This window comes from Stappia sp., assembly GCF_040110915.1.
In the GTDB taxonomy this organism is placed as follows: Bacteria; Pseudomonadota; Alphaproteobacteria; order Rhizobiales; family Stappiaceae; genus Stappia.
In genome coordinates this window covers 1,254,144-1,278,156 of the sequence record NZ_CP157793.1, presented here as the reverse complement: position 1 = coordinate 1,278,156, position 24,013 = coordinate 1,254,144, and the positions used below count along the sequence as shown (strand labels likewise).

The following is a 24,013-nucleotide window of genomic DNA, read 5'->3' as shown; positions in this document are numbered from 1 at the left end:
GTCGGTTTGATTTTTTCCGAGTTTTCAGTTTGCGGCCTCGTCATGCGGGTAGGCCCGCAGGTAATCGGGCAGAAACCGGACCGCGACCTCGGCGCCGATCTCGTATTTCCGGTCGGGTGCGTGCTGCTCGATCTTCGCCACCAGCGAGCCGCCGCCGCTCGTGGCAATGGTCAGGCGAAGGTGATCGCCGTAGAAAATCCGCTCCTCGACGCGCCCGGGCAGCATGTCGGAACGAGCTGTTTCGGCGCCCCCCTGCCGGGTCTCGACGCGGACATGCTCGGGACGGACAAGAAGCTTGACCGCCTGCCACGGAACCATCCCGTCGCTCACCTGACATGTCAGCCGGACACCATCGGGCAGGCGAACCTCGCCCCTGCCTTCCGCAACCGCATCGAGCGTTCCCTCGATGACGTTCGTCTCTCCGATAAACGTCGCGACGAAGAAGCTGCCGGAGCGGTGATAAACGTCCTCGGGCGTGCCGACCTGCTCGATCGCACCGCCGTTGAGAACGACGATGCGGTCCGACATGGTCAGCGCTTCGGCCTGATCGTGGGTGACGAACAGCACCGTGAGGCCCAACTTCTCGTGCAGCCGCTTGAGCTCGATCTGCATGTGGTCGCGCAGCTGCCTGTCGAGCGCGCTCAGCGGTTCATCCATCAGAACGAGGTCGGGATCGAAGACCAGAGCCCGCGCCAGGGCGACCCGCTGGCGCTGACCTCCGGAAAGCTCGGAGGGCCGGCGATGTCCAAACCCCTCCAGCCTGACCAGAGACAGCGCCGCCTTCACCTTCTCGACCTGCCGGTCGCGCGGAACCCGGCGGGCGCGGAGCGCGTATCCCACGTTTTCGGCAACCGTCATGTGCGGAAACAGGGCATAATCCTGGAAGACCACGCCGATGTTGCGCTTGTTCGGGGGGATATGGGTGAAATCCCGGCCGCCCACCGCGATCGTGCCGGCCGTCGGCTTTTCGAAACCCGCCAGCATCATCAAAAGGGTCGATTTTCCCGAGCCAGACGGCCCCAGAAGCGTCATGAACTCCCCCTTCCTGACGGAAAGGTCGAGATTGGCAATGACATCGACCCCGCCGGGGTAGCTCTTCTTCACAGCCTGAAAACGAATGAAATCGTCGTCCTCCCGCACGATCTCGCTATCGGTTCCGTCGTTCATGGATTTTCCTTGTTTCGATGTCCCGGCGGTCGCGCGGGCCTCCCGGTTGCCGAGCAAAGCCTCCGATCCCGATTTGCCCCTGGAGCAGGGCCATTTTTCTGATTTTGGGTGGGCCACTTCATGCGAAGGAGGCTGAGCCCTCCCCCGCCTTGCGCGCGACTTCGGCGGCGACCTGGTCAAGCGATGCGCGCAGAGCGCCGAACAGCACCTCCAGTTCATCCTCGGAGATAACGAGCGGCGGGCACAGGTTGACGGTCTCGCGCGTCCAGCGGGTGATGACTCCGTTTTTCTGGAGCGCGCGGCCGATCTTCAGCGTGACGTTTTCCACCGCATCGAAGCGCTGGCGCGTCGTCTTGTCGGCCACGATCTCGAGCGCGCCGAGCAGGCCGGCATTCCGCGTCTCGCCAACGATCGGGGAATCGGCGATCGCGGCCAGATGTCGTTCGAATGCCGCGATCGTTGCGTGCAGGTTTCTCCGGAATTCCGCTCGCGCATAGATCTCCAGCGCCGCGCCGGCGACCGCGCAGCCGACCGGATGACCGCCATAGGTCAATCCATGTCCCAGCAACCCGGATTTTGCGCTTTCAAGCGTCACCGCATCGTAGATCTCGTCCGTCATCAGCACCGCGGACAGCGGGAAGTAGCCCCCGGTCAGCGGCTTGGCGAGCGTCATCAGGTCCGGACGAAGACCGTATCTGGTCGAGCCGAAAGGCGAATCCAGGCGACCGAGCCCGCACACCACCTCGTCGGCGATCAGAGCGACATCATGGCGCCGAAGCACCTCGTCGACGAACTGAAAATACCCCTTCGGAGGAAGGAGGCAGCCCGCCGACGCCATCACCGGCTCGGCGATGAATGCCGCCACGGTATCGGGCCCGGCCGCAAGGATCGCCGCCTCCAGCTCCGCCGCGGATCGGGCCGCATAGGCCTCTTCGCTCTCGCCGTCGTGGCCGTGGCGGTAGTAGCAGACCTCCGGAACGAAGCAGACATCGGGGGACACGCCGCGCGACCCGAAACGCATGTGGGCCTGCCCGGTCACAGACGCGCTGAGCGTCGTCGAGCCGTGATAGCCGGCGTGCCGCGCAATCACCCGCCGCTTTTCGGGCCGTCCGCGGCTGATATTGACGGCGCGGACGATCCTGATCGCGGCGTCATTCGCCTCGGAACCGGAATTTGCGAAGAGCACGTGGTTCAGATGCTCGGGCGCCATCGCGCTGAGCTGCCGCGCGAGGCGCTCCGCGGGCTCATGGGATTTCTGCGCGAACAGGTGGTAATACGGCAGTTTTCCGGCCTGTTCCGTCATCGCCTGGACAAGACGGTCGTCGCTGAATCCCAGACTGGCGCAGGACGACCCCGACATCGCATCGATGTAGCGGTTGCCCTCGGCATCGAAGACATGAACGCCCTCCCCCCGGACGATCGTGGTCGTTTCGCCGCGTCGATGCGCCAGAAGGTCCGAGAACTGGTGAACGAGATCCAATCCGTGTCGCGCCGATGTCGCCAATTTTCTCGCCTTTCGGTTTCTCACAAGGAAACCGAGAGCTACCGGCCAAATGGTTCTGGAAACAGAGCCAATTATCTTTTAGTAAAAGGGCCACTTGGCGTCCGTTCGCTCGCAAGCGGGATCCTCTGCCCACGCGCCGTGCGGCAAGGCGATACGACAAGAGGACAAGGGGGAGTGCCGTGGCGCGGTTTGTCGGGCTGTTCGAATTCCTTGACCTGGATCGCAACAGCAAGCGTACGCTCGCGACCCAGCTCTTCGACGGCATCCGCGAGGCCATTCTCGACGGCACCTTGTTGCCGGGCACCGATCTTCCCTCGACGCGCAAGCTCGCCGAACAACTGAACCTGTCGCGCAACACGGTCACCGCGGCCTACGAGCATCTCTGCGTGGAGCAGTATCTGGTTTCGGTGCAGGGCGCGGGCACGAAGGTCGCCGACTTGCCGGCGCTGCGGGAGATCCGCGCCAGCACCGAAGTCATCGACGAACCGTCCCTTTCACGCATCCGGCTCTCGCGCCGCGGAGAGAGCCTGAGCGACAGTCCGCGCTATCTTCCGCAGTACAAGGACAGGTCGTTCGCCGCCGGACTGCCGGCGCTGGACCTCTTCCCTCACGAGCTTTGGGCCCGCTACATCAACCGCGCCGCCCGACGCTCCGCCATCAGGCGGTTCGACTACGGCGAAATCGCCGGGACCGAGGAACTCAAGCGCTCCATTGCCGACCATCTGGCGACAACCCGCGGGTTCCGCCCGGAGACGGATCAGATCGTGGTCCTGAACGGAGCGCAGGCCGCTCTCGATCTGCTCGCGCGGGTCACCACCGACATCGGCGACACGGCCTGGATCGAAGAGCCGGGCTATCTCGGCGCGCGCGGTGCCTTTCGCGGCGCGGGTCTGGCCCTTCGGCCGATAGAGGTCGACAGTCAGGGCCTTCACCCTCCTGACGACCTCGCCCCCGCGCCGAAGCTGATTTATACAAGCCCCTCGCACCAGTGTCCGAAAGGCGTGCTGCTCTCGCTCGTCCGGCGTCTGAAGCTCCTCGATGTGGCGCGGCGCTCCGGCGCCCTGATAATTGAAGACGATTACGACAGTGAATTCCGCTATGCGGGTCCGTCGATCTCCACGCTCTGGAGCCTCGATCGGGGACGTTCGGTGGTCTATATGGGCACCTTTTCCAAGACCATGTTGCCCGGGATCAGGGTTGGATACCTCGTCGCTCCGCCGCAACTGTGCGCCGCCATCACCAACGCCCTGCACCACACGGGTCAGGCGGCCAGCAAGGTGGTCCAGTTTGCCCTGGCCGAGTTCATCGACGACGGCCGGTTCTCCGAGCATGTCCGGCAGATGAAGAAGGCCTATCTCGCGCGTCGCAACGCCTTCCTCAGGGAGATCGAGCGCCAGATCGGAGGCGCCGTCACCTACACGCCGACGAGTACGGGAATGCAGCAGACGGTCTATCTGAACGAAGATCTGTCGGATGTCGCCCTTTCGGCCGCGGCACGCGACAAAGGCGTCGTGGCCCCGACGCTTTCGCGCTTCTATATCGGCCAGAAAAAGACAAATGGCCTGTTCCTTGGATTTGCCTCGTCCGAAGAGCCGGAAATCAGGAAAGGCATGGAGAAACTGGCCGCGGCTTTTGACCAGATGACCGGATCGGCGCACACCACGCGACGTAGCTAGCTGCACCATTCGTCGTGAAGTGCCCGAGGCCGACCAGTTTCATCGGCGTCTCCAAAGCCACGCACCCGATCTCGATCCCGACGCGGGTTGAGGGACTTGCAAGACCCCGCAGGAGGCAGTCATGACGCCTCGCACGGGTCGGCATCTTGTCGGATGTTCCCGCCGATAAGGGCATGATGCGCTTCCGGAGGGTCCCGCCGGCAAACGACGTCAACCCGCCGGTCTGAACGCCCCCGACATCCGCGCACGCTACCGAATGGGCTGTTCGGCGCGCCTGGTTCAACTGTTGAAGCGCCGGCGCCGGCCGCGTCAGGGACGCGCGCGCTGCAGCATGCCGAAGAGGTCGCGCGGATCGTCCGGATCCGCGATCATGTCGAGCCGGTCGCACAGTCCCCTTTCCTCGACCTTCGCCCGCACGTAGCGCAGGGCGGAGAAATCCTCGATGGCAAAGCCCACGCCGTCGAACAGCGTGATCTGGCGTTCGTCCGTGCGGCCGGGCCGCGCGCCGGTGATCACCTCCCAGATTTCCGTGACCGGAAAGTCCTCCGGCATCTGCTGGATCTCGCCCTCGATGCGCGTCTGCGGCGGATACTCCACGAAGACGTCCGAGCGCGTCAGGATATCCTTGTGCAATTCCGTCTTGCCGGGGCAGTCGCCGCCGATGGCGTTGATGTGCACCCCGGCGCCGACCATGTTGTCGGTCAGGATGGTGGCATATTGCTTGTCGGCGGTGCAGGTGGTGATGATCTCGGCGCCCTCGATGGCCTCTTCCGGCGCGGCGCAGGCGGTCAGGTGAAAGCCCTGACCCGCCAGATTGCGCATCAGCTTTTCCGTGGCGCGGCTGTCCTTGTCGAAGAGGCGAAGACGGTCGATGCCGCAGACCGCGCGCATTGCCATCGCCTGAAACTCCGACTGCGCGCCATTGCCGATCATCGCCATGGTGCGCGCCCGCCCGGGCGCGAGATGCCGCGCCACCATGGCCGAGGTCGCGGCCGTGCGCAACGCGGTCAGGACGGTCATTTCGCTCAGGAGCACCGGGTAGCCGGTCGAGACCTCCGCGAGAAGGCCGAAGGCCGTCACCGTCTGCAGGCCCTCGCTGGTGTTCTTGGGATGACCGTTGACATACTTGAAGCCGTACATCTCGCCGTCCGACGTCGGCATCAGCTCGATCACGCCGACCCCGGAATGCGACGCGACGCGCGGTGTCTTGTCGAACTGCGGCCACTTGCGGAAGTCTTCCTCGATCCAGTCCGTCAGATCCCGCAGCATCTCTTCGATGCCGATGCGATGCACCAGCTTCATCATGTTCTCGACACTGACGAAGGGAACATAGGCAAGATGCGAGGGCGCCGGCGATTTCGCGGAGGTGTTCATTGGCGTTTCTCCAGATCTCAGAAGCCGAAGGCCTTTCGCAGCATGTTCAGGGCCACCAGGGTCAGGAACACGGCAAAGACGCGCTTCAGCGGCTTGGGGTCCATCGCATGCGCCAGCCGCGCGCCGTAGGGCGTGGTGATCAGGGTCATGGCGATGACAAGGGCAAAGGCGGGAAGATTGATCGCCCCGAGCGTCAGCGGCGGACGCACGTCGGCGGGAATGTCGACGCTCAGGAAGCCGGGCAGCGCGGGAATGGAGATCGCCAGACCGAAACCGGCGGCCGTGGCAACCGCCCGGTGGATGGCCACATTGTGCAGGCTCATCAGGGGAACCCCGAGGCTGCCGCCGCCGATCCCCATCAACACCGAAAGAAAGCCCAGAACCGACGACAGCACCGCGCGCAAGCCCCCCTTGGGAAGCGCCTCGGCGATCCGCCACCCCGACTTGCCGAAGGCGAGATACCAGCCGACGAGAATGCCGAGAAATCCGAAGACGGCCTGCAGAACCTCCGAGCGCAGGGCGGAGGCGGCAAAACCGCCGATGACGGCGCCGAGCGCGATCCCCCAGCCCCAGCCCCTGAGGATCTCCCAGTCGACGGCCCCCTTGCGATTGTGCGCCTGCAGGGAGCGGAGCGAGGTGACGACGATGGTCGCCAGCGACGTGCCCAGGCACAATTGCATCACCTGATCGCCGCCATAGCCGAGGCTGGTGAACAGATAGAAGAAGGCCGGCACCAGCACGATGCCGCCGCCAACGCCCAGCAGCCCGGCCATGACACCGGCGAAGGCGCCGATCGCCAACATGAAGACAAACAGCGCAAGCATGGTCACCCCGTGTCCAGTTTTCGTCTCGGTCCGGTTCTCGTCTCGTGACGCCGACCGGCCGGCGCGTCCGCTCGGCCCGCGCTCAGAGGTCGCGCAGCAATGTCCCGAAGCCCGCGATCCTGTCCCCGACGCCCGCAAGCCGCAGACACTCCCAAAGGCTCGCCTGATTGGAGCAGATGACGGGCTTGCCGAGCCGCGCCTCGGCCTCCTGAAGGATTTCCACGCTGCGCAGGGCGCCGCAACTGAGAAACACCGCCTCGGCCTCGGGCCGGTCCACGTGCGCGGCGAACGCCAGCAGACTGGCGGGCGAGACCCGGTTCATCTGCCGGTCGGTCAGCAGGTCCAGCCCTTCCATCGACACGCAGTCGATGCCGCGCGCCTCCAGGAACGCACGCTCCATGAGGTTGATATCAGGGGTGTAGGCCGTGCCCATCGCGATCCGACGCACGCCGAGCGCGCGCAGCGCCGACACGACGCTGGTGACCATCGTGGTGGCCGCGACCGCGGGGCGCTGTGCCTGGATGATATCGCGCACCTTGGTGTCCCCGATCACGAAGCTCGCCGACGTGCAGTTGAAGGTGATCACGTCCGTGTCGTCGCGCGCGGGCATCAAGGTGGCGAGCGCCGCCTGCAAGTCCCCCTCCATCGCCGCCAGATTGGCGAGCGTGCAGGCCGTTCCCATCGGCACGCGGGTGAAATGCAGCCCCACTCCCATCGGACACATGGCGAACATGTCGCGTTCGATGAGATCGGCATTGGCGACCGCCAGGAACCCGATCTGGGCACGCGGATGGGGGCCGGCGTCGAATTCGGGCGCGAACCTCATGAGCGCACCACCAGGACCGAGCATTCCGCGTGGCGCACGATGCGCAGGCAACCGTCGCTGTCGTGAATGTCGAGGGGAACGAGGACGGATCTGTACATGAGTGTCTCCTCAGTTGCGCTGCGTCATGACGTCGGGAAGCCAGAGCGCGATCTGCGGAAAGGCGGTCAGCAGGACGACGGCCACCACCATCAGCAGAAACATGGGAACGGCCGCGCGGGCGATGAACCCGATGTCGCGACCCGTCATGCTCTGCACCAGGAAGAGGTTGAAGCCGACGGGCGGGGTGATCATCGCCATTTCCCCGACGAGCACCACGAAGATCCCGAACCAGATCATGTCGATCCCGGCGGCGCGCACCAGCGGCTCGATGACGGCCATGGTCAGGACGATCGAGGAAATCCCGTCCAGGAACATGCCGAGAATGATGTAGAACACGGTCAGCACCGCGATCAGCATCCAGGGGCGCAGGTCCATGCCCCCGATCCAGTCCGCCAGGGCACGCGGCAGGCCGGTGAAGCCCATGGCGAGCGTCAGAAAGGCGGAGCCGGCGAGAAGGAGCATGATCATCGACGTGGTGCGCGTGGCGCCCAGCAGACTGTCGCGGAAGCTCTCCCAGGTGAGCGCGCCCTGCAGCGCGGAGATCGCGAGCGCCCCGACCACGCCCAGCACCGCGGCCTCGGTGGGCGAGGCGATCCCGGTGTAGATCGAGCCGATCACCGCCACCACGAGCCCGGCGACGGGCGCGAGTTCGCGCAGGCCCTGAAGCTTCTCGCGCCAGGAGGCGGGCTCCTCGCGATGCCGGCGCCCCTCCTCCGTCACCATGCCCCAGATCATGATGTAGCCGATGAAAAGCCCCGCCAGCATCAGACCGGGCAGAATGCCGGCGATGAAGAGACGGCCGATGCTTTCCTGCACGGTGACGCCATAGACGATCATGGTGATCGACGGCGGGATCAGGAGCCCCAGCGTGCCCGCGCCCGCCAGCGTGCCATAGGCCATCCTGTCGGGGTACTTGCGCTTGCGCAGTTCCGGCACCGTCACCTTGCCGATGGTGGCAAGCGTTGCCGCGGAGGAGCCGGAAATCGAGGCGAAGGTGGCGCAGCCCATGATGTTGACGTGCAGCAGACCGCCGGGCATCCGGCGCATCAGCGGCGACAGGCCGTTGAACAGGCTCGCCGACAAGCGCGTGCGAAACAGGATCTCGCCCATCCAGATGAAGACCGGCAGAGAGGCCAGCCCCCACAGCGAGGTATGGGCCCAGACCGTCGTCGCCATCGCGTCGCCGACGGGACGGGAGGTGAAACCCGCCATGGCCAGCAGGCCGACGCCCAGCAGCGACAGGCCGATCCACAGCCCGGACCCGAGAAAGATCAGAAGCGACAGGATCAGCAAGGCGGAGAGTGCAATCTCGAACATCGTCCTGCTCCTCAGTGCGCGTCGTCGGACTTTCGCTCCAGCCCGCCCAGGCGCCCGGTCAGCAGAACGCGGACCAGCGTGTGGATCAGGCAGACGGCGAAGAGGACGAAGCCAAGGGCGAAGGGGGCTTGCGGAATGGCGAGCGGCATCGCGTCGGACTTCGAGGAGTGATCCTCGTAGAGCCAGGACACATAGGCGAGCCGGGCGGTGTACCACGCCGCATAGGAAGCGATGCCGCAGGCCATCGTCAGCACGAAGACTTCCAGACGGAAGCGGGCCTTCCGCTCCAGCGTCTCGATCAGCAGTTCGACCCGGATGTGGCCGCGCTCGCCGAAGGTGTAGGCAAGCCCGAGCGAGCCGGCGATGGCGAGACTGTACCCGGCGTATTCCGCCAGCCCCGGAACGTAGAATCCCATGAGGCGGGACAGGATCCGCAGGATGACGACCCCGACGATGACGACGATGAAACACGCGCCAAGCATTCCGCAAAGCCGGTAAAACCGCGTCAGTGTCCGATCCAGGAAGAGAAGTACCGGTTGCATGTCGCTGTCCTGCCTTCAAGGGGAGCGTCTCCGGCCGGCCGCGACCGGAGACGCGGGTCTCACTTCGCCCGATAGACGCGGAGCACTTCGGCGCCCCGCTCTCCGGCGTTCTCGACCCATTCCTCGGACATGGTCCGGCCGATGGCGGCGAAGCCGTCGGCCAGGGCCTGGGAGGGCGCAAGCACCTTCATGCCGTTCTCGGCGAGCGTCTCGTTGTACCCCCGCGCGACCTCTTCCACATTTGCCCAGACGTCGGCCTCGGCCTTTTCCGCCGCGCGCAGGACAACGGCGCGGGTTTCCTCGTCAAGGGCGTCGAAGGCGTCCCTGTTCACCACGACCGCGCTTTTCGGGATCCAGGCGTTCACGGTGTAGAAGTGATCGACGTAGTCCCACAGCTTCTGAAACACGCCGATGGCGCCCGAGCCGATCATCGCCTCCGCGACGCCGGTGGAGAACGCCTGGCTGATCTCGGATGCCTCGGTGGTGGTCGGCACGGCCCCCATCAGGCCGGCGAGACGCGAGGTGGGCGCGTCATAGGCGCGGAATTTCACCCCCGCCATGTCCTCCAGGGAGTTGACCTCGGGTTTGGAGAACAGCCCCTGCGCCGGCCAGGGCGCCATGTAGAGCAGCTTCATGCCGCGCTCTTCCAGCGCCGCCTCGATCGCCGGGCGCGAGGCTTCGTAGAGCTTCCAGGCCTGCTCCATGTCGGTGGCCAGGAAGGGCACCGTATCGAGGCCGAAGATCGGATCCTCATTGGCATGCGCGCCCATGTAGCGCCCGCCGATGGGCACCTGCCCGGAGCGCACCGCGCGCAGGATCTCGGCCCCGGCATACAGCGACCCCGCGGTGTGCACGACGATCTCAAGCGCGCCGTCGGAGTTTTCGGTCACCTCCTGCGCGAAGGCGAGATAGGACTGCGAGATGTGGTTGCCGGCCGAATAGGCGACCGGCATGTCCCAGGTCTCCGCGCGCGCGGCGCCGGCGGCCAGCATCGCGGCCGCGGCCACGCCAAGGGCAAAGCGTTTCATGATGTTCCTCCCAGGTTGAAGTCAGTCGACGATCAGCAAGTCGCGCGGATGGTGCGTCAGCACCTCGCATCCGGTTTCCGTCACCCGCACGCTGTCGCTGATGGCCATGCCGAAGCCTTCGCGGAACATCGTCGGGATGATGTGAAACGTCATGTCGGGCAGAAGCTCCAGCGGATCGTCCGGCCGGATCGAATAGATGTGTCCCTCGGCCCAGTTGGGCGGAAAGCCGATGCCGATGCCATAGGCGGTGCGGCTCTTGAAGTAGCGCCCGAGCCCGCGCTTCTCGACCCTGGCACGGACCGCCAGGTCGACCTCGCCCGCCGTGACGCCGGGGCGAATGGCCTGCGTGGCGGTTTCCAGGATCTCGATCAGAGCCTCCGCCGTCGCCTTGTGCTCGTCGCTCGGTCGCCCGACCACGGCCGAGCGCGCCATCATCGCGTGATAGCGGTCGACGCAGCCCGCGCCCTCGAGCAGCACGACGTCGCCCTTGCGGATGGTGTTGCGCTTCCAGAGCGCGAAACACAGTTCGCTGCGCGGGCCGGACACCACCATCGGCGGGTGGCCGATGTATTCGCTGCCCGCGGCGATGGAGCCGCGATAGAGCGCGGCGGCGAGATCGTTGTCGGTCCGGCCCGGCGCGACGGTGGCAAGCGCCTCGGCCATCCCCGCCTCGACCGCGCGCGCCGCATGGCGCATCCGCTCGAGCTCCGCCGCGCTCTTCACCATGCGCCGGCCCTCGATCACCCCGGTCCAGGGGACGAGACGCGCGCCCATGTGCTCGCCCAGCCGGACGTGGTCGTGGACATTGAGATAGCGGCTGGTGGTCTCCAGCCCGATGCGGCCCGTCGACTGGCGGGACCGCAGGGTCGCGGCCAGCACGTCGATGTGATCCTGCGTGTCGAAGATCGCCACCGCATCGGCGATCGTGGGCAGCGCCAGCGCCATGTCGCGGTTGACGACGCGGGTGATCATCACCGGCTTGCCGGAGATCGGCACGAACATCGCCTGAAACGTGAAGTAGCCGATCGTCTGGTAGCCGGTGAGCCAGAACATGTTCTCGGGGTCGAAGAGAACGGCGCCGGACAGGCCGCGCGCCAGCAGATCCTGCTGCACGACGTCGAGCCGTTCGGCATAGACGTGCTCGGGAAAGCTCAACTCGGCCGGCCAGACCTTCCGCTCGGCAGCCAGTATCTCCAACTGGCTCTGCGACAGTTCATGCGCCCGACCCACCGTCATCCGTCATCCTCCCAAGCCTCGATGCAGGTCGGACCATGACGGATGCGTGACATAGCGAAAAATACAATTTATTCGCTACAGTCGCAAAAAAAGGAATGTCGCATGAACATCCGACAGATCGAGATCTTCAAGGCGATCATGGAATCCGGCTCGGTCACACGGGCGGCGGAAAACCTCAACATCGCCCAGCCCTCGGTCTCCAAGCACCTGAAACTGCTGGAATACGACCTCGACATGAAGCTGTTCGAGCGCACCGGCAACAAGCTCGTGCCGACGGCCGAAGGGCTCGCGCTGTTCAACCAGGTCGAGCGGGTCTACACCGGCCTCGGATTCCTGAGAAAATTCGCCGCCGACCTGCGCGACAGCCAGCATGGCGAGGTGTCTCTCGCCGCCATGCCGCTCATCGCGCAGAAGTGGCTCCCCGACACGATCGCGGATTTCGTGCAGTCCCATCGAAAGGTTTCGCTGTCGCTGCCCGTGCGCAGTTCTTCCTGGATCTGGAGCGCGGTTGCGGCGCGGCGGGTGCATGTCGGGATCGGCCTGACGCCGCGCGACGCGGTGGCGGGACTGAAGCTCATCCCCCTGCTGAAACTGCCGGTGGTGTGCCTGATGCAGGCGGGCCATCCCCTCGCCCGCCATGCGAGCGTCAACGCCAACCAATTGCGCGGCACGCAGATGGTGTCTCTGCGCAACTACGATCAGGAGCGGCTCAACATCGAGATGGTCATGGACGAGGTGACACCGGACGGCAACCGCCGCATCGAGACCTTTTCGAGCAATGTCGCCTGCGAACTGGTCCGCCATGGCGTCGGTGCCGGGCTCGTCGATGCGCTGTCGGCCTTCAACGCGCTGGATGAGGGACTGAGGTTCCGCCCCTTCGATCCGACGCTCTTCATGAATGTCTGTCTGATCCTGCCCGAACACTGGGCCTTGCCGCTGATCGCGCAGGATCTCGTGGCCTTCCTGCTGGACAAGGCGCGCGCGACACAGGAGATGATCGACGAGGCGACCGCGGCATGATCACGCGCGGGAGCGGCGCAGAGATGTCCGCCGCTCCCGGTTCGTGACGCGAACGGTCAGTCGAGCGTGGCCTTGGACCACAGGCCCTGGGACGTCAGCAGGACGAGGCCGAGCAGATAGAGCCCGGTGAGCGTCAGCGCGGTGACGATCACCAGCGGATAGCCGACATAGGCGACGGCGATGCCGTAGAGCACGAGCACGTTGAGGATGAGCGCGATGCGCTCGGCGTAACTGCCGTTGACCGCGCTGCGGATGAACCACCCGAGAATCGGCACGCGCATGAGAAGAGAAGTCATTCGGATCCGTCCTGTTTGCGATTGATGTTCGGCCCCGTGACGTCGCGACGCCCGCAGGGCCAGCCCCCTCGCCTACGTAAATGGACGGAACACGCCAGACGCGCCATGCGACCGAGCGCCGCCCCTGGCGCGCAGTCCCGGCGCGCGCGGCGCGGACGCGCTCAGCCGGCCCGGCAGGCCGCGCAGAGCCCGCGCAGTTCCACGGTGGTCTTGCTGATCTCGAAGCCCTCGCCGCGCGCGATCGCGCGCAGGCTCTTCACCAGCGCGTCGTTGCCGATCTCGGCGACCTTGCCGCAATTCTCGCAAATGGCAAAGGCGACGGTGGTGTGCCCGTCGCAGCCCGGATGCCGACAGGCGACGAAGGCATTGAGGCTTTCCAGCCGGTGTACCCGTCCGCTTTCCACCAGCTTGTCGAGCGCCCGATAGACCTGCGGCGGGGCGCGAAAGCCCTCCTCGCGCAGTTGGTCGAGGATCGTATAGGCGGTGAGCGGCGCGTCGGCGCGGGCGAGCGCCTCCAGCACCAGGGCCTGATTGCGGGTGAGCCCCGCCGGGGTGTGCGCGGTCTCGCTCATCGCTGCGCCTCCGTCTTGTGCGCCGGTGCCCGCGCCCGGCGGCCGCCGAAGGGCGCAAGCCGCCCGAGCGGGCCGAGGCTGAGAAGAAACAGCAGAAGCGCCGCGACGACAATGGAGGGGCCCGACGGCGTGTCCCATTGCAGCGACGCGGACAGCCCCAGCACGACGGAGGCGACGCCGAGTGCGGCCGCGAGCACGGCCATGTGCTCGGGACCGGCGGCCAGACGCCGGGCGGCGGCGGCGGGAATGATCAGCATCGCGGTGATCAGCAGCACGCCGACGATCTTCATGGCGATGGCGATGACGGTGGCCATCAGCAGCATGAAGACGAAATTGGCGCGCCCGGGGGCGAGACCCTCGGCCTCCGCGATCTCCCGGTTGACGGTGGCGGCGAAGAGCGGGCGCCAGATCCACACGAGCACGGCGAGAACAGCCGCTCCGCCCGCATAGACGACGAGGATGTCGGCCACGGAGACCGCGAGAATGTCGCCGAAGAGAAAGCCCATCAGATCCATGCGCACCCAGGTCATGAAGGCGAGCGCGACGAGGCCCAGCGCCAGCGCGGAATGGGCGAGCAGGCCGAGCAGCGCGTCGGAGGAGAGCGAGGCCCGCCGCTGCAGCGCCATCAGCGCCAGCGCGACGAGCGTGCAGACCGCGAAGACGGCGAGCGTGATGTTCACCTCCAGCAGGAAGGCGAGCGCGACGCCGAGCAGCGCGGCATGCGAGAGCGTGTCGCCGAAATAGGCAAGCCGCCGCCAGACCACGAAGCAGCCGAGAGGCCCGGCGACGAGCGCGACGCCGACGCCCGCCACCATCGCGCGGACGAAGAAATCATCGAACATCGGATCTCTCCCCGGCCGCGTCGCGAACGTCACTCCCCGAATGCGTATGGTCATGCGCATGGTGGTGCCCGTCGCCGGGGTGACAATGCGCCGTGACGCTTCCATCGGCATGCAGCACGCGGCCGTCCGGCAGATGCGTGTGATCGTGGTGATGCTCGTAGACGGCCAGCGTTCCCGCGGCGCGCGCGCCGAACAACCGTTTATATTCCGGGCTGGAGGCAACGGTCGTCGGCGTGCCCTGGCAGCACACATGGCCGTTCAGGCACACCACATGGTCCGTCGCCGCCATCACCACATGAAGATCGTGCGAAATCAGCAGGATCGCGCAGCCGAGGTCGTCGCGGATCTTGCCGATCAGCTCGTAGAGCGCGATCTCGCCGGTGAAGTCGACGCCCTGGACCGGCTCGTCGAGCACCATCAGGTCGGGCTTGCGGCACATGGCGCGCGCCAGCAGCGCGCGCTGGAACTCGCCGCCCGACAGGTTGCGCAGATCCGCCTTTGAAAGATGCGGAATGCCGGTTGCGGCCAGCGCCGCCTCGCCTTCCGTGCGCGTGACCGGCCCGGTCAGCGACAGGAAGCGCTCGACGGTGAGCGGCAGCGTCCAGTCGACCGCCACCTTCTGCGGCACATACCCGACGCGCAGGCCGCGCTTGCGCTCCGCCCGTCCCTCGTCGGGAGCGATGAGCCCGAGCGCCATCTTCGCGGTGGTCGACTTGCCGGACCCGTTCGGTCCGATCAGCGTGACGATTTCGCCCGGACGCACCTCGAGATCCACCGAGCGGACGAGCCAGCGCCCCTCACGGGCAACGCCGGCCCCGGTCAGCGCCAGAAGCGGCGGTCGCGCCTCGTGCCGGGTCACGGCGGACCCGTTTCCTGCAGTCCCCAACAGAACCTTCCTCGTTTTCGGTCCGCGCTTTTTGCCCCGTCGGATCTGCCCCGGCAGGCGCAGCGATGCAAGCCACATTGACGGGACGCGGACGGAGCGCGTCGCGCAGACGCGGCCCCTGTCCGGCAAGCATGTCAGCCGTCTCTTGCACGCGCCACGCATTTTCGCGGACACCCTCTTGCGGAGCGGTATGGCACACGTTATAGCATAACGCAATCACGTGATTTTATAACATGTCGCACCGCGCCGTCGGTGCATCGCCCGATCCTCCCGGTCCCCTCGCGTCCAAACGGAGCACAGAATGTTTCGACTGCGTACTCTCCTCCTGTCGTCCTCCCTGCTCGCGGCCTCGCTGACGCCGGCGCTGGCCGAGGCACCGCGCATCGTTGCCTCGATCAAGCCGATCCATTCGCTCGTCGCGGCGGTCACCCAGGGCGTCACCGACCCGGCGCTGATCATCGAGGGCGCGGGCTCTCCGCACACCTATTCGCTGAAGCCCTCGCAGGCGGCGCAGCTTCAGGAGGCCGACATGGTCTTTTGGGTCGGGCACGAACTCGAGACCTTCCTGGAGCAGCCCATCGAGACCATCGCCGCGAGTGCCACCTCCGTGGAGCTGATCGACGCTCCGGGCCTTGAGACGCTGGCCCCGCGCGAAGGCGGCCGCTTCGAGAAGCACAGCCACGGCGACGACGGGCACGACCACGACCACGACCACGACCAAGACGAGCATGCGCACGCCGATGACGGGCATGACCATGACCACGACGATCACGCCCATGACGATCATGCGCATGATCACGACGACAAGCCTGGCGAGGATCATGCGCACGAGGCGCAGGGGCACGACGAGCACGCCCACGATCACGGATCGGTCGATGCGCACATCTGGCTCGACCCGGAAAACGCGAAAGCCATGGTGCGCGCCATCGAGGCCGCGCTCGTCGCCAGGGATCCCGACAACGCCGCCCGCTACACGGAGAACGCCGAGGCGCAGATCGCCAAGCTCGATGCACTGATCGCCGAGGTCCGCGACGTGGTCGCGCCGGTGCGCGACAAGGGCTACATCGTCTTCCACGACGCCTATCGCTACTTCGAACGCCGCTTCGGCACGGCCGCAGTCGGCGGCATCACGATCTCGCCGGAGGTCAGGCCCGGCGCCGCCCGCCTCGCCGAGATCCGCGACACGATCCGCGAGCTCGACGCGACCTGCGTCTTCTCCGAGCCGCAGTTCGAACCGGCGGTGGTGTCCGTCGTGATCGAGGGCACGCAGGCCCGCACAGGCGTGCTCGACCCGCTCGGCGCCGGCATCGACGCCGGCCCGGATCACTACGCCCAGACCGTGCGCGCGATGGCCGGGTCGCTCCGCGACTGCCTCGCCGGCGAAAGCTGAGCCGCCGGGCGAACCCGACACATGCCTGACCTGACGCGCCGCCCCGAAAGGAGCGGCGCTTTTTTTTGCGCATCGGAGCCGCGCACGCGGGACCCCGCTGCCTTTAGATCTTTTGTCTTTTACGGCACGTGGAACCCCGCTGCCTTCAGTCTCTTCACGGCACGTGGAACCCCGCTGCCTTCAGTCTCTTCACGGCACGTAGGACCCCGCCGCCTTGAGGCACCGCAGCGAAAAGCTCGACTTGGAGTGGCGCAGGCCCTCGATGCGAAACAGCCGCTCGCGCAGGAATTCCTCTACCCCCTTGGTCCCGTCGGCCGCGATCTTGACGAAATAGTCGTAGTCGCCCGCCATCAGATGCACCTCCAGCACCTCCGGCGTTTCGGCCATCGCCCGGCCGAAGGCCGCCAGCACGTCCGCGTCGTGACGGTCCAGCGAGACTTCCACCATGACCGTCTCGCCGACGCCGAGCGCCTGCTGATCGAGCACCGCCGTATAGCCGGCGATGATCCCCTCCTCCTCCAGCCGCCGCACGCGCTGCCAGCAGGGGCTCGGCGACAGGCCCACTTCACGGGCCAGGTCCGCGTTGGAAATGCGTCCGTTGGCGACCAGCGCCCGCAGGATGCGCCGGTCGATTTCGTCGATCTGTCGCGCCATCGAAAGCTTCCTCCTCATATCAGGGCTTCAGCAGAACGTTCTTCCGCCACATGCCGGATTTTCGAGGATCTTCGATATGACATTTCGACCCCCGCGCGCAATACTCTCCCGAGCAACACATGCGGGCATCGCGGCTTGCCGGCCATGATCGCCCGGCGATCGTCGTGACGCGCCGCCGCCGGGCAGGTCGGTCGCGCGGCGATCTGGTCTTGAGGATGCCGCTTGCGCGCATTCGGTTCGCGCGTTCGGGTGATGGAGGATCGGCGGCTTTGGATTTCGCACTCACCGAGGAACAGGGCCTAATTTTCGACACGGCCCTCGATTTCGGCCGGCAGGCCATCGCCCCCCACGCCTATGCCTGGGAGCGGGACGGCACCATTCCGCGCGACGTTCTGGAGGAGGCCGGCGGCCTCGGCTTCGGCGCGATCTACGTGCCCGAGGAGCTTGGCGGCACCGGGCTGACGCGGCTCGACGCGACGCTGGTGTTCGAGGCGCTGTCGCGGGCCTGTCCCTCGGTCGCCGCCTTCATCTCGATCCACAACATGTGCACCAACATGGTGGCGAAATACGCCACGCCGGCGGTGCGCGAGCGCTGGCTGGAGCAACTCGTGTCGATGGAGGCGATCGCCTCCTACTGCCTGACGGAACCGGGCTCCGGCTCCGATGCGGCGGCGCTGCGGACCCGGGCCGCGCGCACCGCGGACGGCTACCGGCTCGACGGCGCCAAGGCCTTCATCTCCGGCGGCGGCTATTCCGATCTCTACGTCGTCATGTGCCGCACCGGCGCCGACGGGCCGAAGGGGATCTCGACGCTCGTCGTGCCCGAAAACACCGACGGGCTGAGCTTCGGCGCGGCCGAACGCAAGATGGGCTGGAAGGCCCAGCCCACCGCCCAGGTGCAGTTCGACGGCTGCGAGGTGCCGGCCGACCATCTGCTCGGCGACGAGGGCAGCGGCTTTTCCTACGCCATGGAGGGGCTCGACGGCGGGCGGCTCAACATCGCCGCCTGCGCGCTCGGCGGGGCCCAGGCCGCGCTGAGCGCCGCGCTCGAGTACATGGGCGAGCGCAGCGCCTTCGGCCGCACGATCGACCAGTTTCAGGGCCTGCAGTTCAAGATCGCCGACATGGAGACCGAGTTGCAGGCGGCCCGCGTGTTCCTGCGTCAGGCGGCCTGGAAGCTCGACACGCAGGCGAGCGACGCGACCAAGCATTGCGCGATGGCCAAGCGGTTCGTCACCGACACCGCCTTCCGCGTCGCCAACGACGCCCTGCAACTTCTCGGCGGATACGGGTATCTTGAGGACTACGGACTTGAGAAGATCGTCCGCGACCTGCGCGTCCACCAGATCCTGGAGGGCACCAACGAGATCATGCGGGTGATCACCGCGCGCGCCCTGATCGCGGAACGCGGATGACGCGACGAAGCGCCTGGCGCACCCTGCCGCTGCCCGCCCGCCAGGCGGCCAAGAGCAACAACCCGGCCAACGGGACCGCTGCAGACCGAAAGCCGGACCACCCCGGAGCCGGACCACCAGGGGGAGATCTCATGACCGCGCCACGACCGCTTGCCCTGCATGTGCCCGAGCCGGGCTGCCGGCCGGGCGACACGCCCGACTTTTCCGATTTCGAGATCCCGCGCGCCGGCGAGGTGCGCCGGCCCGACGTAACGGAAGCGCCCGAAGACATGCGCGACATGGCCTTTTCGGTGGTCCGCGTCCTCAACAAGGCCGGCGAGGCGGTCGGCCCCTGGGCCGGCACGCTGGATGCCGACGCCCTGCGCGAGGGCCTGCGTCACATGATGCTGCTGAGGCAATTCGACGAGCGCATGCTCAAGGCGCAGCGCCAGGGCAAGACCAGCTTCTACGTCCAGAACCTCGGCGAGGAGGCGGTCGCCTGCGCCTTCCGCATGGCGCTGGACGACGGCGACATGAACTTCCCGACCTACCGGCAGGCGGGGCTGCTGATCGCCGGCGGCTACCCGATGACCGACATGATGAACCAGATCTATTCCAATGCCGCCGATCCGCTCAAGGGCCGGCAGCTGCCGGTCATGTATTCCTCCCGCGCGCACGGCTTCTTCTCGGTGTCGGGCAATCTCGGCACCCAGTTCATTCAGGCCGTGGGCTGGGCGATGGCCTCGGCGATTTCCCACGACACGCGCATCGCGGCGGCCTGGATCGGCGACGGCTCGACGTCCGAGAACGACTTTCACGCCGCCATGGTCTTCGCCTCGACCTATCAGGCGCCGGTGATCCTCAACATCGTCAACAACCAGTGGGCGATCTCCACCTTTCAGGGCATGGCCAAGGGCAAGGCGGTGACCTTCGCCGCGCGCGGCCACGGCTTCGGCATCCCGGCGATCCGCGTCGACGGCAACGACTATCTCGCGGTTCACGCGGTGGCGAGCTGGGCGGTGGAGCGCGCCCGCTCCGGCCTCGGGCCGACGCTGATCGAGCACGTCACCTATCGCGCCGGGGGGCATTCCACCTCCGACGACCCGTCCGCCTATCGCTCCAAGGAGGAAGGCTCCGCCTGGCCGCTGGGCGATCCGATCGAGCGGCTGAAGCTGCATCTGATCACCATCGGCGAATGGTCGGAGGACCGCCACGTCCAGGCGCAGGCGCAGATCGTCGACGAGGTGCGCGCCGCGCAGCGGGAGGCGGAAAGCCACGGCACGCTGATCTCCGGCCCGCATCCCTCGCCGCGCGACATGTTCGACGAGGTCTATGCCGAGATGCCGCCGCATCTCGCCCGGCAACGCCAGGAAGCGGGGTACTGACCATGGCCCGCATGACCATGATCGAGGCGATCCGCAACGCCCACGACATCGCCATGGACCGCGATTCCCGCGTCGTCGTCTTCGGCGAGGATGTCGGCTACTTCGGCGGCGTGTTCCGCTGCACCGCCGGGCTCCAGAAGAAATACGGACCCCATCGCTGCTTCGACGCGCCGATCAACGAAAGCGGCATTGTCGGCGCCGGCATCGGCATGGCGGCCTATGGGCTCAAGCCGGTCGTGGAGATCCAGTTCGCCGACTACATGTATCCCGCCTACGACCAGATCGTGTCGGAGGCCGCGCGCCTGCGCAACCGCTCGGCCGGCGACTTCACCTGCTCCATGGTGATCCGCATGCCGACGGGCGGCGGCATCTTTGGCGGCCAGACCCACAGCCAGAGCCCGGAGGCGCTGTTCACCCATGTGTCGGGGCTGAAGGTCGTCGTGCCGTCCAACCCGCGCGACGCCAAGGGGCTCTTGCTGGCCGCGATCGAGGATCCGGATCCGGTCGTCTTTTTGGAGCCCAAGCGGCTCTACAACGGGCCCTTCGACGGTCATCACGACCGCCCCGTGGTGCCCTGGAAGAACCATGAGCTCGGCGATGTCTCCGAGGATTACTACACGGTCGACCTCGGCAAGGCGAAGATCCGCCGCGCCGGCGAGGCGGTCACCGTGCTCGCCTACGGCACGATGGTCTATGTCGCCGAAGCGGCCGCCGAGGAAGCCGGCGTCGATGCCGAAATCCTCGATCTGCGCACGCTGCTGCCGGTCGATCTCGACGCCATCGAGGCCTCGGTGAAGAAGACCGGGCGCTGCGTCATCGTCCATGAGGCCACCAAGACCTCGGGCTTCGGCGCGGAGCTGAGCGCGCTGGTGCAGGAGAGCTGCTTCTACCATCTCGAGGCGCCGATCGTCCGGGTGACCGGCTGGGACACGCCCTATCCGCATGCGCAGGAGTGGACCTATTTCCCCGGTCCCGACCGCATCAAGCGCGCCTTCACTCAGGTCCTGGAGGGTTAGGCTCATGGGTCTCTACACCATCACCCTTCCCGATATCGGCGAGGGCATCGCCGAAGCCGAACTCACCGAATGGAACGTCGCCGTCGGCGATGCGGTGGAAGAAGACGACGTGCTCGGCACCGTGATGACCGACAAGGCGGCCGTCGAGGTTCCCTCCACGGTTTCGGGCAAGGTCGTCTGGCTGTGCGGCGAGCCGGGCGACACCGTCGCGGTCGGCGGCAAGTTCATCCAGCTCGAGGTCGAGGGCGCGGGCAACGACAGCGCGACGCCGGCGGCAAAGACTGCGAGCGATGGCGCGGGCCAACGGAAGAGCGGAGCGGACGCTGCCCCGACCGCGAATACGGAACCGGACAAGGCATCGACGTCCGACACGCCGCCGGAGCCCGCCACCAGCGAAACGCCTGCGCCCGCGCCCGTCTCCGCCCCGCCGGCACGCGGCGGCGCGCCGCGTCAGCCGCTGGCGAAGGGCGAGAAGCCGCTCGCCTCCCCGGCCGTGCGCCGGCGCGCCCAGGACGCCGGCATCGACCTGCGCCTCGTCGGCGGATCGGGTCCGGCCGGGCGCATCCTGCACGAGGATCTCGACGCCTATATCGAGCACGGGCCGGCGGTCGCGCGCGGCGGGGGACGGATGCCGCTGACCGGCACGCGCGAGGTCAAGGTGCTCGGCATGCGGCGCAAGATCGCCGAGAAGATGGCGCAGTCCTGGTCGCATATTCCGCATATCACCATCGTCGAGGAAATCGACATGGAGGCGGTGGAGGCACTGCGCGGCCAGTTGAACGCCGCCCATGGCGAGGCGCGCGGCAAGCTGACGGTGCTGCCCTTCCTGATGCGCGCCATCGTCACGGCGGTGCGCGACCACCCGGAGATGAACGCGCATTTCGACGACGACGCCGGCCGCATCACCCAGTCGGACGCGGTGCATGTCGGCATCGCGACGCAGACGCCGGCCGGTCTCACCGTTCCGGTGGTGCGCCACGCCGAGGCGCAGTCTCTGTGGGAGAGTGCGGCGGAGCTCAAGCGCCTGGCCGAGGCGGCGCGCAGCGGCAAGGCCGCGCGCGAGGAGCTATCCGGCTCGACCATCACGATCACCTCGCTGGGCCCGCTCGGCGCCATCGCCACCACCCCGATCATCAACCATCCGGAGGTGGCCATCGTCGGCGTCAACAAGATGAGCGTGCGCCCCGTGTGGGACGGCCAGGCGTTCCAGCCGCGCAAGACGATGAACCTGTCGTGCTCCTTCGACCACCGGGTGATCGACGGATGGGACGCGGCGGTCTTCGTGCAGACGCTGAAACGGCTCATCGAAGCCCCTGCCCTGATGTTCGTCGAGGAGTGATGCCATGAGCGACCTGACCTGCAAGCTCCTGATCCTCGGCGCCGGCCCGGGCGGCTACATCTGCGGCATCCGTGCCGGGCAACTCGGGATCGACGCCATCGTCGTCGACGAGCAGAAGCCCGGCGGCACCTGCCTGAATGTCGGCTGCATTCCCTCAAAGGCGCTGATCCATGCCGCCGAGGAATTCCATAAGGCGACCCAGTTCGCCGGCGCCTCGACGCTGGGCATTTCGGTGGCGAACCCGACGATCGACCTCGCCCAGACGGTCTCCTGGAAGGACGGCATCGTCTCGCGGTTGAACGCCGGTGTCGCAGGCCTTTTGAAGAAGGCCGGGACGCGGCTGATCACGGGCCGGGCGACCTTTCTCGACGGCAAGACGGTGAAGGTAACGACCGACGACAGCGCGGTGGAAATCCGCGCCGAGACGGTGGTGATCGCCACCGGGTCGTCGCCCGTGGAGTTGCCCTTCCTGCCCTTCGATCACCGGTCGGGGGGCAAGGTGATCTCCTCCAGCGAGGCGCTGGCGCTGACTGAGGTGCCGGAGCGTCTGGCCATCGTCGGCGCCGGCTACATCGGGCTGGAAATCGGCATCGCCTTCGCCAAGCTCGGCGCCAAGGTCGCCATCGTGGAGGCGGAAGGCCACATCCTGCCGCAATATGACACGGCGCTGACCCGTCCGGTGCTGAAGACCCTGCATGCGCTCGGCGTCGAGGTGCATGTGAACACCAAGGCGAAGGGCCTCGGCGCGCAGGGGCTTGAGATCGAGACCGGCGACGGCACGGTGCAGGATCTTCCCGCCGACAAGATCCTCGTCACGGTCGGCCGGCGGCCGAACTCCGACAGCGCCAATATCGCCGGCCTCGGGCTTGCGACCGACGGTCCCTTCCTGCGCGTGAACGACCGCTGCCAGACCTCCATGACCGGGGTCCATGCCATCGGCGACGTCACCGGCGAGCCGATGCTCGCCCACCGCGCGATGGCCCAGGGCGAGATGGTCGCCGAGATCGTCGCGGGCCAGCCGCGCCGCTGGGACAAGCGCTGCATTCCGGCGGTGTGTTTCACCGATCCGGAGATCGTCACCTGCGGTCTGTCGCCGGAGGAGGCGCGGGCGACCGGGGCGGAGATCACGACAGGCCAGTTCCCCTTCACCGCCAACGGGCGGGCCATGTCGATGGAGGCCGAGGAAGGTTTCGTGCGGGTGGTGGCGCGCAAGGCGGACGGGCTGGTGCTCGGCCTCCAGGCGGTCGGTACCGGGGTGTCGGAACTCTCCGCCGCCTTTGCGGTGGCCATCGAGATGGGCGCTCGCATCGAGGATATCGGCGGGGTGATCCACGCCCACCCGACGCAGAGCGAGGGATTGCAGGAAGCGGCCCTCGCCGCGATGGGCCACGCGCTGCATATCTGATTGCCTCGCCCGCCTGCGCCGGTCAAGACGCGAAGCCTTTGACGTCAAACGCAAACGGACTTTCACAAGGGCGCGCCGATCCGCTCCAATAGGGATGTCGGATCGCTCGCCCACCTGGGGCGGGCGGACCGGCTGGCCTCGTGGCGGAATGGTGACGCAAGGGATTGCAACTCCCTCTATCCTGGTTCGAGTCCAGGCGAGGCCTCCACCCCCTTCCCTCT

General features: G+C 66.8%; 22 protein-coding genes and 1 tRNA gene. 9 read left to right on the top strand and 14 right to left on the bottom strand.

The annotated features are described in order from the left end of the window. Positions 1 to 24: 24 nt before the first annotated feature. Together ABL312_RS05510 and ABL312_RS05505 are read right to left on the bottom strand one after the other, a co-directional pair. Positions 25 to 1,167 carry an ABC transporter ATP-binding protein gene (locus ABL312_RS05510; protein WP_374730199.1) on the bottom strand — a complete coding sequence of 381 codons (1,143 nt, stop codon included), beginning with the start codon at positions 1,165 to 1,167 and terminating at the stop codon, positions 25 to 27. Between the two features lie 118 nt (positions 1,168 to 1,285). Next, entirely contained in the window at positions 1,286 to 2,647 is a 1,362-nt protein-coding gene (locus ABL312_RS05505; protein WP_349360371.1) for an aminotransferase class III-fold pyridoxal phosphate-dependent enzyme, read from the bottom strand. A 203-nt stretch (positions 2,648 to 2,850) separates the two neighbouring features. Here ABL312_RS05505 and ABL312_RS05500 point away from each other — a divergent pair, with 203 nt between their 5' ends. Continuing rightward, on the top strand, positions 2,851 to 4,347 hold the full coding sequence (locus ABL312_RS05500; protein WP_349360370.1) for a PLP-dependent aminotransferase family protein: 1,497 nt from the start codon (positions 2,851 to 2,853) through the stop codon (positions 4,345 to 4,347). A 309-nt stretch (positions 4,348 to 4,656) separates the two neighbouring features. On the opposite strand, the gene ABL312_RS05495 is transcribed toward ABL312_RS05500, so the two are convergent. The 7 genes from ABL312_RS05495 to ABL312_RS05465 form a co-directional block, all read right to left on the bottom strand. Next, on the bottom strand, positions 4,657 to 5,721 hold the full coding sequence (locus tag ABL312_RS05495; RefSeq protein ID WP_349360369.1) for an ornithine cyclodeaminase: 1,065 nt from the start codon (positions 5,719 to 5,721) through the stop codon (positions 4,657 to 4,659). A gap of 17 nt (positions 5,722 to 5,738) precedes the next feature. Then, the gene (locus ABL312_RS05490; RefSeq protein ID WP_349360368.1) at positions 5,739 to 6,545 is read right to left on the bottom strand and encodes a sulfite exporter TauE/SafE family protein; all 807 of its coding nucleotides are present in this window, start codon (positions 6,543 to 6,545) and stop codon (positions 5,739 to 5,741) included. Between the two features lie 82 nt (positions 6,546 to 6,627). After that, on the bottom strand, positions 6,628 to 7,371 hold the full coding sequence (locus ABL312_RS05485; protein WP_349360367.1) for an arylmalonate decarboxylase: 744 nt from the start codon (positions 7,369 to 7,371) through the stop codon (positions 6,628 to 6,630). Positions 7,372 to 7,479: 108 nt separating this feature from the next. Then, a complete protein-coding gene (locus tag ABL312_RS05480; protein WP_349360366.1) occupies positions 7,480 to 8,787 on the bottom strand; it encodes a TRAP transporter large permease subunit in 1,308 nt (435 codons plus the stop codon). A gap of 11 nt (positions 8,788 to 8,798) precedes the next feature. Continuing rightward, positions 8,799 to 9,329 carry a TRAP transporter small permease gene (locus ABL312_RS05475; RefSeq protein WP_349360365.1) on the bottom strand — a complete coding sequence of 177 codons (531 nt, stop codon included), beginning with the start codon at positions 9,327 to 9,329 and terminating at the stop codon, positions 8,799 to 8,801. Between the two features lie 59 nt (positions 9,330 to 9,388). After that, positions 9,389 to 10,357, bottom strand: a complete 969-nt coding sequence (locus ABL312_RS05470; protein WP_349360364.1) for a TRAP transporter substrate-binding protein — start codon at positions 10,355 to 10,357, stop codon at positions 9,389 to 9,391. Between the two features lie 21 nt (positions 10,358 to 10,378). After that, positions 10,379 to 11,593, bottom strand: a complete 1,215-nt coding sequence (locus ABL312_RS05465) for a Xaa-Pro peptidase family protein (protein ID WP_349360363.1) — start codon at positions 11,591 to 11,593, stop codon at positions 10,379 to 10,381. Positions 11,594 to 11,695: 102 nt separating this feature from the next. Here ABL312_RS05465 and ABL312_RS05460 point away from each other — a divergent pair, with 102 nt between their 5' ends. After that, a complete protein-coding gene (locus ABL312_RS05460) occupies positions 11,696 to 12,613 on the top strand; it encodes a LysR substrate-binding domain-containing protein (protein WP_349360362.1) in 918 nt (305 codons plus the stop codon). Positions 12,614 to 12,669: 56 nt separating this feature from the next. Here ABL312_RS05460 and ABL312_RS05455 read toward each other — a convergent pair whose 3' ends face one another. The 4 genes from ABL312_RS05455 to ABL312_RS05440 form a co-directional block, all read right to left on the bottom strand. After that, positions 12,670 to 12,909 (bottom strand): hypothetical protein, encoded by a 240-nt coding sequence (locus ABL312_RS05455; protein ID WP_349360361.1) that lies wholly within the window; start codon positions 12,907 to 12,909, stop codon positions 12,670 to 12,672. Between the two features lie 161 nt (positions 12,910 to 13,070). After that, a complete protein-coding gene (locus ABL312_RS05450; protein ID WP_349360360.1) occupies positions 13,071 to 13,481 on the bottom strand; it encodes a Fur family transcriptional regulator in 411 nt (136 codons plus the stop codon). Continuing rightward, entirely contained in the window at positions 13,478 to 14,323 is an 846-nt protein-coding gene (locus tag ABL312_RS05445) for a metal ABC transporter permease (RefSeq protein ID WP_349360359.1), read from the bottom strand. The genes ABL312_RS05450 and ABL312_RS05445 overlap by 4 nt, the downstream gene beginning before the upstream one ends. Next, on the bottom strand, positions 14,313 to 15,182 hold the full coding sequence (locus ABL312_RS05440; protein WP_349360358.1) for a metal ABC transporter ATP-binding protein: 870 nt from the start codon (positions 15,180 to 15,182) through the stop codon (positions 14,313 to 14,315). Before ABL312_RS05440 ends, ABL312_RS05445 begins: the two co-directional genes overlap by 11 nt. A gap of 328 nt (positions 15,183 to 15,510) precedes the next feature. Between ABL312_RS05440 and ABL312_RS05435 the strand changes: the two genes are divergently transcribed. Then, on the top strand, positions 15,511 to 16,599 hold the full coding sequence (locus ABL312_RS05435) for a metal ABC transporter solute-binding protein, Zn/Mn family (RefSeq protein ID WP_349360357.1): 1,089 nt from the start codon (positions 15,511 to 15,513) through the stop codon (positions 16,597 to 16,599). 189 nt (positions 16,600 to 16,788) lie between these two features. On the opposite strand, the gene ABL312_RS05430 is transcribed toward ABL312_RS05435, so the two are convergent. Continuing rightward, entirely contained in the window at positions 16,789 to 17,253 is a 465-nt protein-coding gene (locus tag ABL312_RS05430; RefSeq protein WP_349360356.1) for an Lrp/AsnC family transcriptional regulator, read from the bottom strand. A 215-nt stretch (positions 17,254 to 17,468) separates the two neighbouring features. Between ABL312_RS05430 and ABL312_RS05425 the strand changes: the two genes are divergently transcribed. The 6 genes from ABL312_RS05425 (at position 17,469) to ABL312_RS05400 (ending at position 24,000) form a co-directional block, all read left to right on the top strand. Beyond that, positions 17,469 to 18,668, top strand: a complete 1,200-nt coding sequence (locus ABL312_RS05425; RefSeq protein WP_374730198.1) for an acyl-CoA dehydrogenase family protein — start codon at positions 17,469 to 17,471, stop codon at positions 18,666 to 18,668. Positions 18,669 to 18,799: 131 nt separating this feature from the next. Next, entirely contained in the window at positions 18,800 to 20,032 is a 1,233-nt protein-coding gene (locus tag ABL312_RS05420; protein WP_349360354.1) for a 3-methyl-2-oxobutanoate dehydrogenase (2-methylpropanoyl-transferring) subunit alpha, read from the top strand. Between the two features lie 2 nt (positions 20,033 to 20,034). Continuing rightward, entirely contained in the window at positions 20,035 to 21,048 is a 1,014-nt protein-coding gene (locus tag ABL312_RS05415) for an alpha-ketoacid dehydrogenase subunit beta (protein ID WP_349360353.1), read from the top strand. Positions 21,049 to 21,052: 4 nt separating this feature from the next. Continuing rightward, complete coding sequence (locus tag ABL312_RS05410) at positions 21,053 to 22,387, top strand: dihydrolipoamide acetyltransferase family protein (RefSeq protein WP_349360352.1); 1,335 nt, start codon at positions 21,053 to 21,055, stop codon at positions 22,385 to 22,387. A 4-nt stretch (positions 22,388 to 22,391) separates the two neighbouring features. Continuing rightward, positions 22,392 to 23,792, top strand: a complete 1,401-nt coding sequence (gene lpdA, locus ABL312_RS05405) for a dihydrolipoyl dehydrogenase (protein WP_349360351.1) — start codon at positions 22,392 to 22,394, stop codon at positions 23,790 to 23,792. 134 nt (positions 23,793 to 23,926) lie between these two features. Next, positions 23,927 to 24,000: transfer RNA gene (locus ABL312_RS05400), tRNA-Cys, on the top strand. The last annotated feature ends 13 nt before the right edge of the window (positions 24,001 to 24,013 follow it).

What these genes read in the sequence shown, in the direction of transcription:
- ABL312_RS05510 (WP_374730199.1), bottom strand. Translation starts at nt 1,167, where the DNA reads ATGAACGACGGAACCGATAGCGAGATCGTGCGGGAGGACGACGATTTC.
- ABL312_RS05495 (WP_349360369.1), bottom strand. Translation starts at nt 5,721, where the DNA reads ATGAACACCTCCGCGAAATCGCCGGCGCCCTCGCATCTTGCCTATGTT.
- ABL312_RS05490 (WP_349360368.1), bottom strand. Translation starts at nt 6,545, where the DNA reads ATGCTTGCGCTGTTTGTCTTCATGTTGGCGATCGGCGCCTTCGCCGGT.
- ABL312_RS05485 (WP_349360367.1), bottom strand. Translation starts at nt 7,371, where the DNA reads ATGAGGTTCGCGCCCGAATTCGACGCCGGCCCCCATCCGCGTGCCCAG.
- ABL312_RS05480 (WP_349360366.1), bottom strand. Translation starts at nt 8,787, where the DNA reads ATGTTCGAGATTGCACTCTCCGCCTTGCTGATCCTGTCGCTTCTGATC.
- ABL312_RS05475 (WP_349360365.1), bottom strand. Translation starts at nt 9,329, where the DNA reads ATGCAACCGGTACTTCTCTTCCTGGATCGGACACTGACGCGGTTTTAC.
- ABL312_RS05470 (WP_349360364.1), bottom strand. Translation starts at nt 10,357, where the DNA reads ATGAAACGCTTTGCCCTTGGCGTGGCCGCGGCCGCGATGCTGGCCGCC.
- ABL312_RS05465 (WP_349360363.1), bottom strand. Translation starts at nt 11,593, where the DNA reads ATGACGGTGGGTCGGGCGCATGAACTGTCGCAGAGCCAGTTGGAGATA.
- ABL312_RS05460 (WP_349360362.1), top strand. Translation starts at nt 11,696, where the DNA reads ATGAACATCCGACAGATCGAGATCTTCAAGGCGATCATGGAATCCGGC.
- ABL312_RS05455 (WP_349360361.1), bottom strand. Translation starts at nt 12,909, where the DNA reads ATGACTTCTCTTCTCATGCGCGTGCCGATTCTCGGGTGGTTCATCCGC.
- ABL312_RS05450 (WP_349360360.1), bottom strand. Translation starts at nt 13,481, where the DNA reads ATGAGCGAGACCGCGCACACCCCGGCGGGGCTCACCCGCAATCAGGCC.
- ABL312_RS05445 (WP_349360359.1), bottom strand. Translation starts at nt 14,323, where the DNA reads ATGTTCGATGATTTCTTCGTCCGCGCGATGGTGGCGGGCGTCGGCGTC.
- ABL312_RS05435 (WP_349360357.1), top strand. Translation starts at nt 15,511, where the DNA reads ATGTTTCGACTGCGTACTCTCCTCCTGTCGTCCTCCCTGCTCGCGGCC.
- ABL312_RS05430 (WP_349360356.1), bottom strand. Translation starts at nt 17,253, where the DNA reads ATGGCGCGACAGATCGACGAAATCGACCGGCGCATCCTGCGGGCGCTG.
- ABL312_RS05425 (WP_374730198.1), top strand. Translation starts at nt 17,469, where the DNA reads ATGCCGCTTGCGCGCATTCGGTTCGCGCGTTCGGGTGATGGAGGATCG.
- ABL312_RS05420 (WP_349360354.1), top strand. Translation starts at nt 18,800, where the DNA reads ATGACCGCGCCACGACCGCTTGCCCTGCATGTGCCCGAGCCGGGCTGC.
- ABL312_RS05415 (WP_349360353.1), top strand. Translation starts at nt 20,035, where the DNA reads ATGGCCCGCATGACCATGATCGAGGCGATCCGCAACGCCCACGACATC.
- ABL312_RS05410 (WP_349360352.1), top strand. Translation starts at nt 21,053, where the DNA reads ATGGGTCTCTACACCATCACCCTTCCCGATATCGGCGAGGGCATCGCC.
- lpdA (WP_349360351.1), top strand. Translation starts at nt 22,392, where the DNA reads ATGAGCGACCTGACCTGCAAGCTCCTGATCCTCGGCGCCGGCCCGGGC.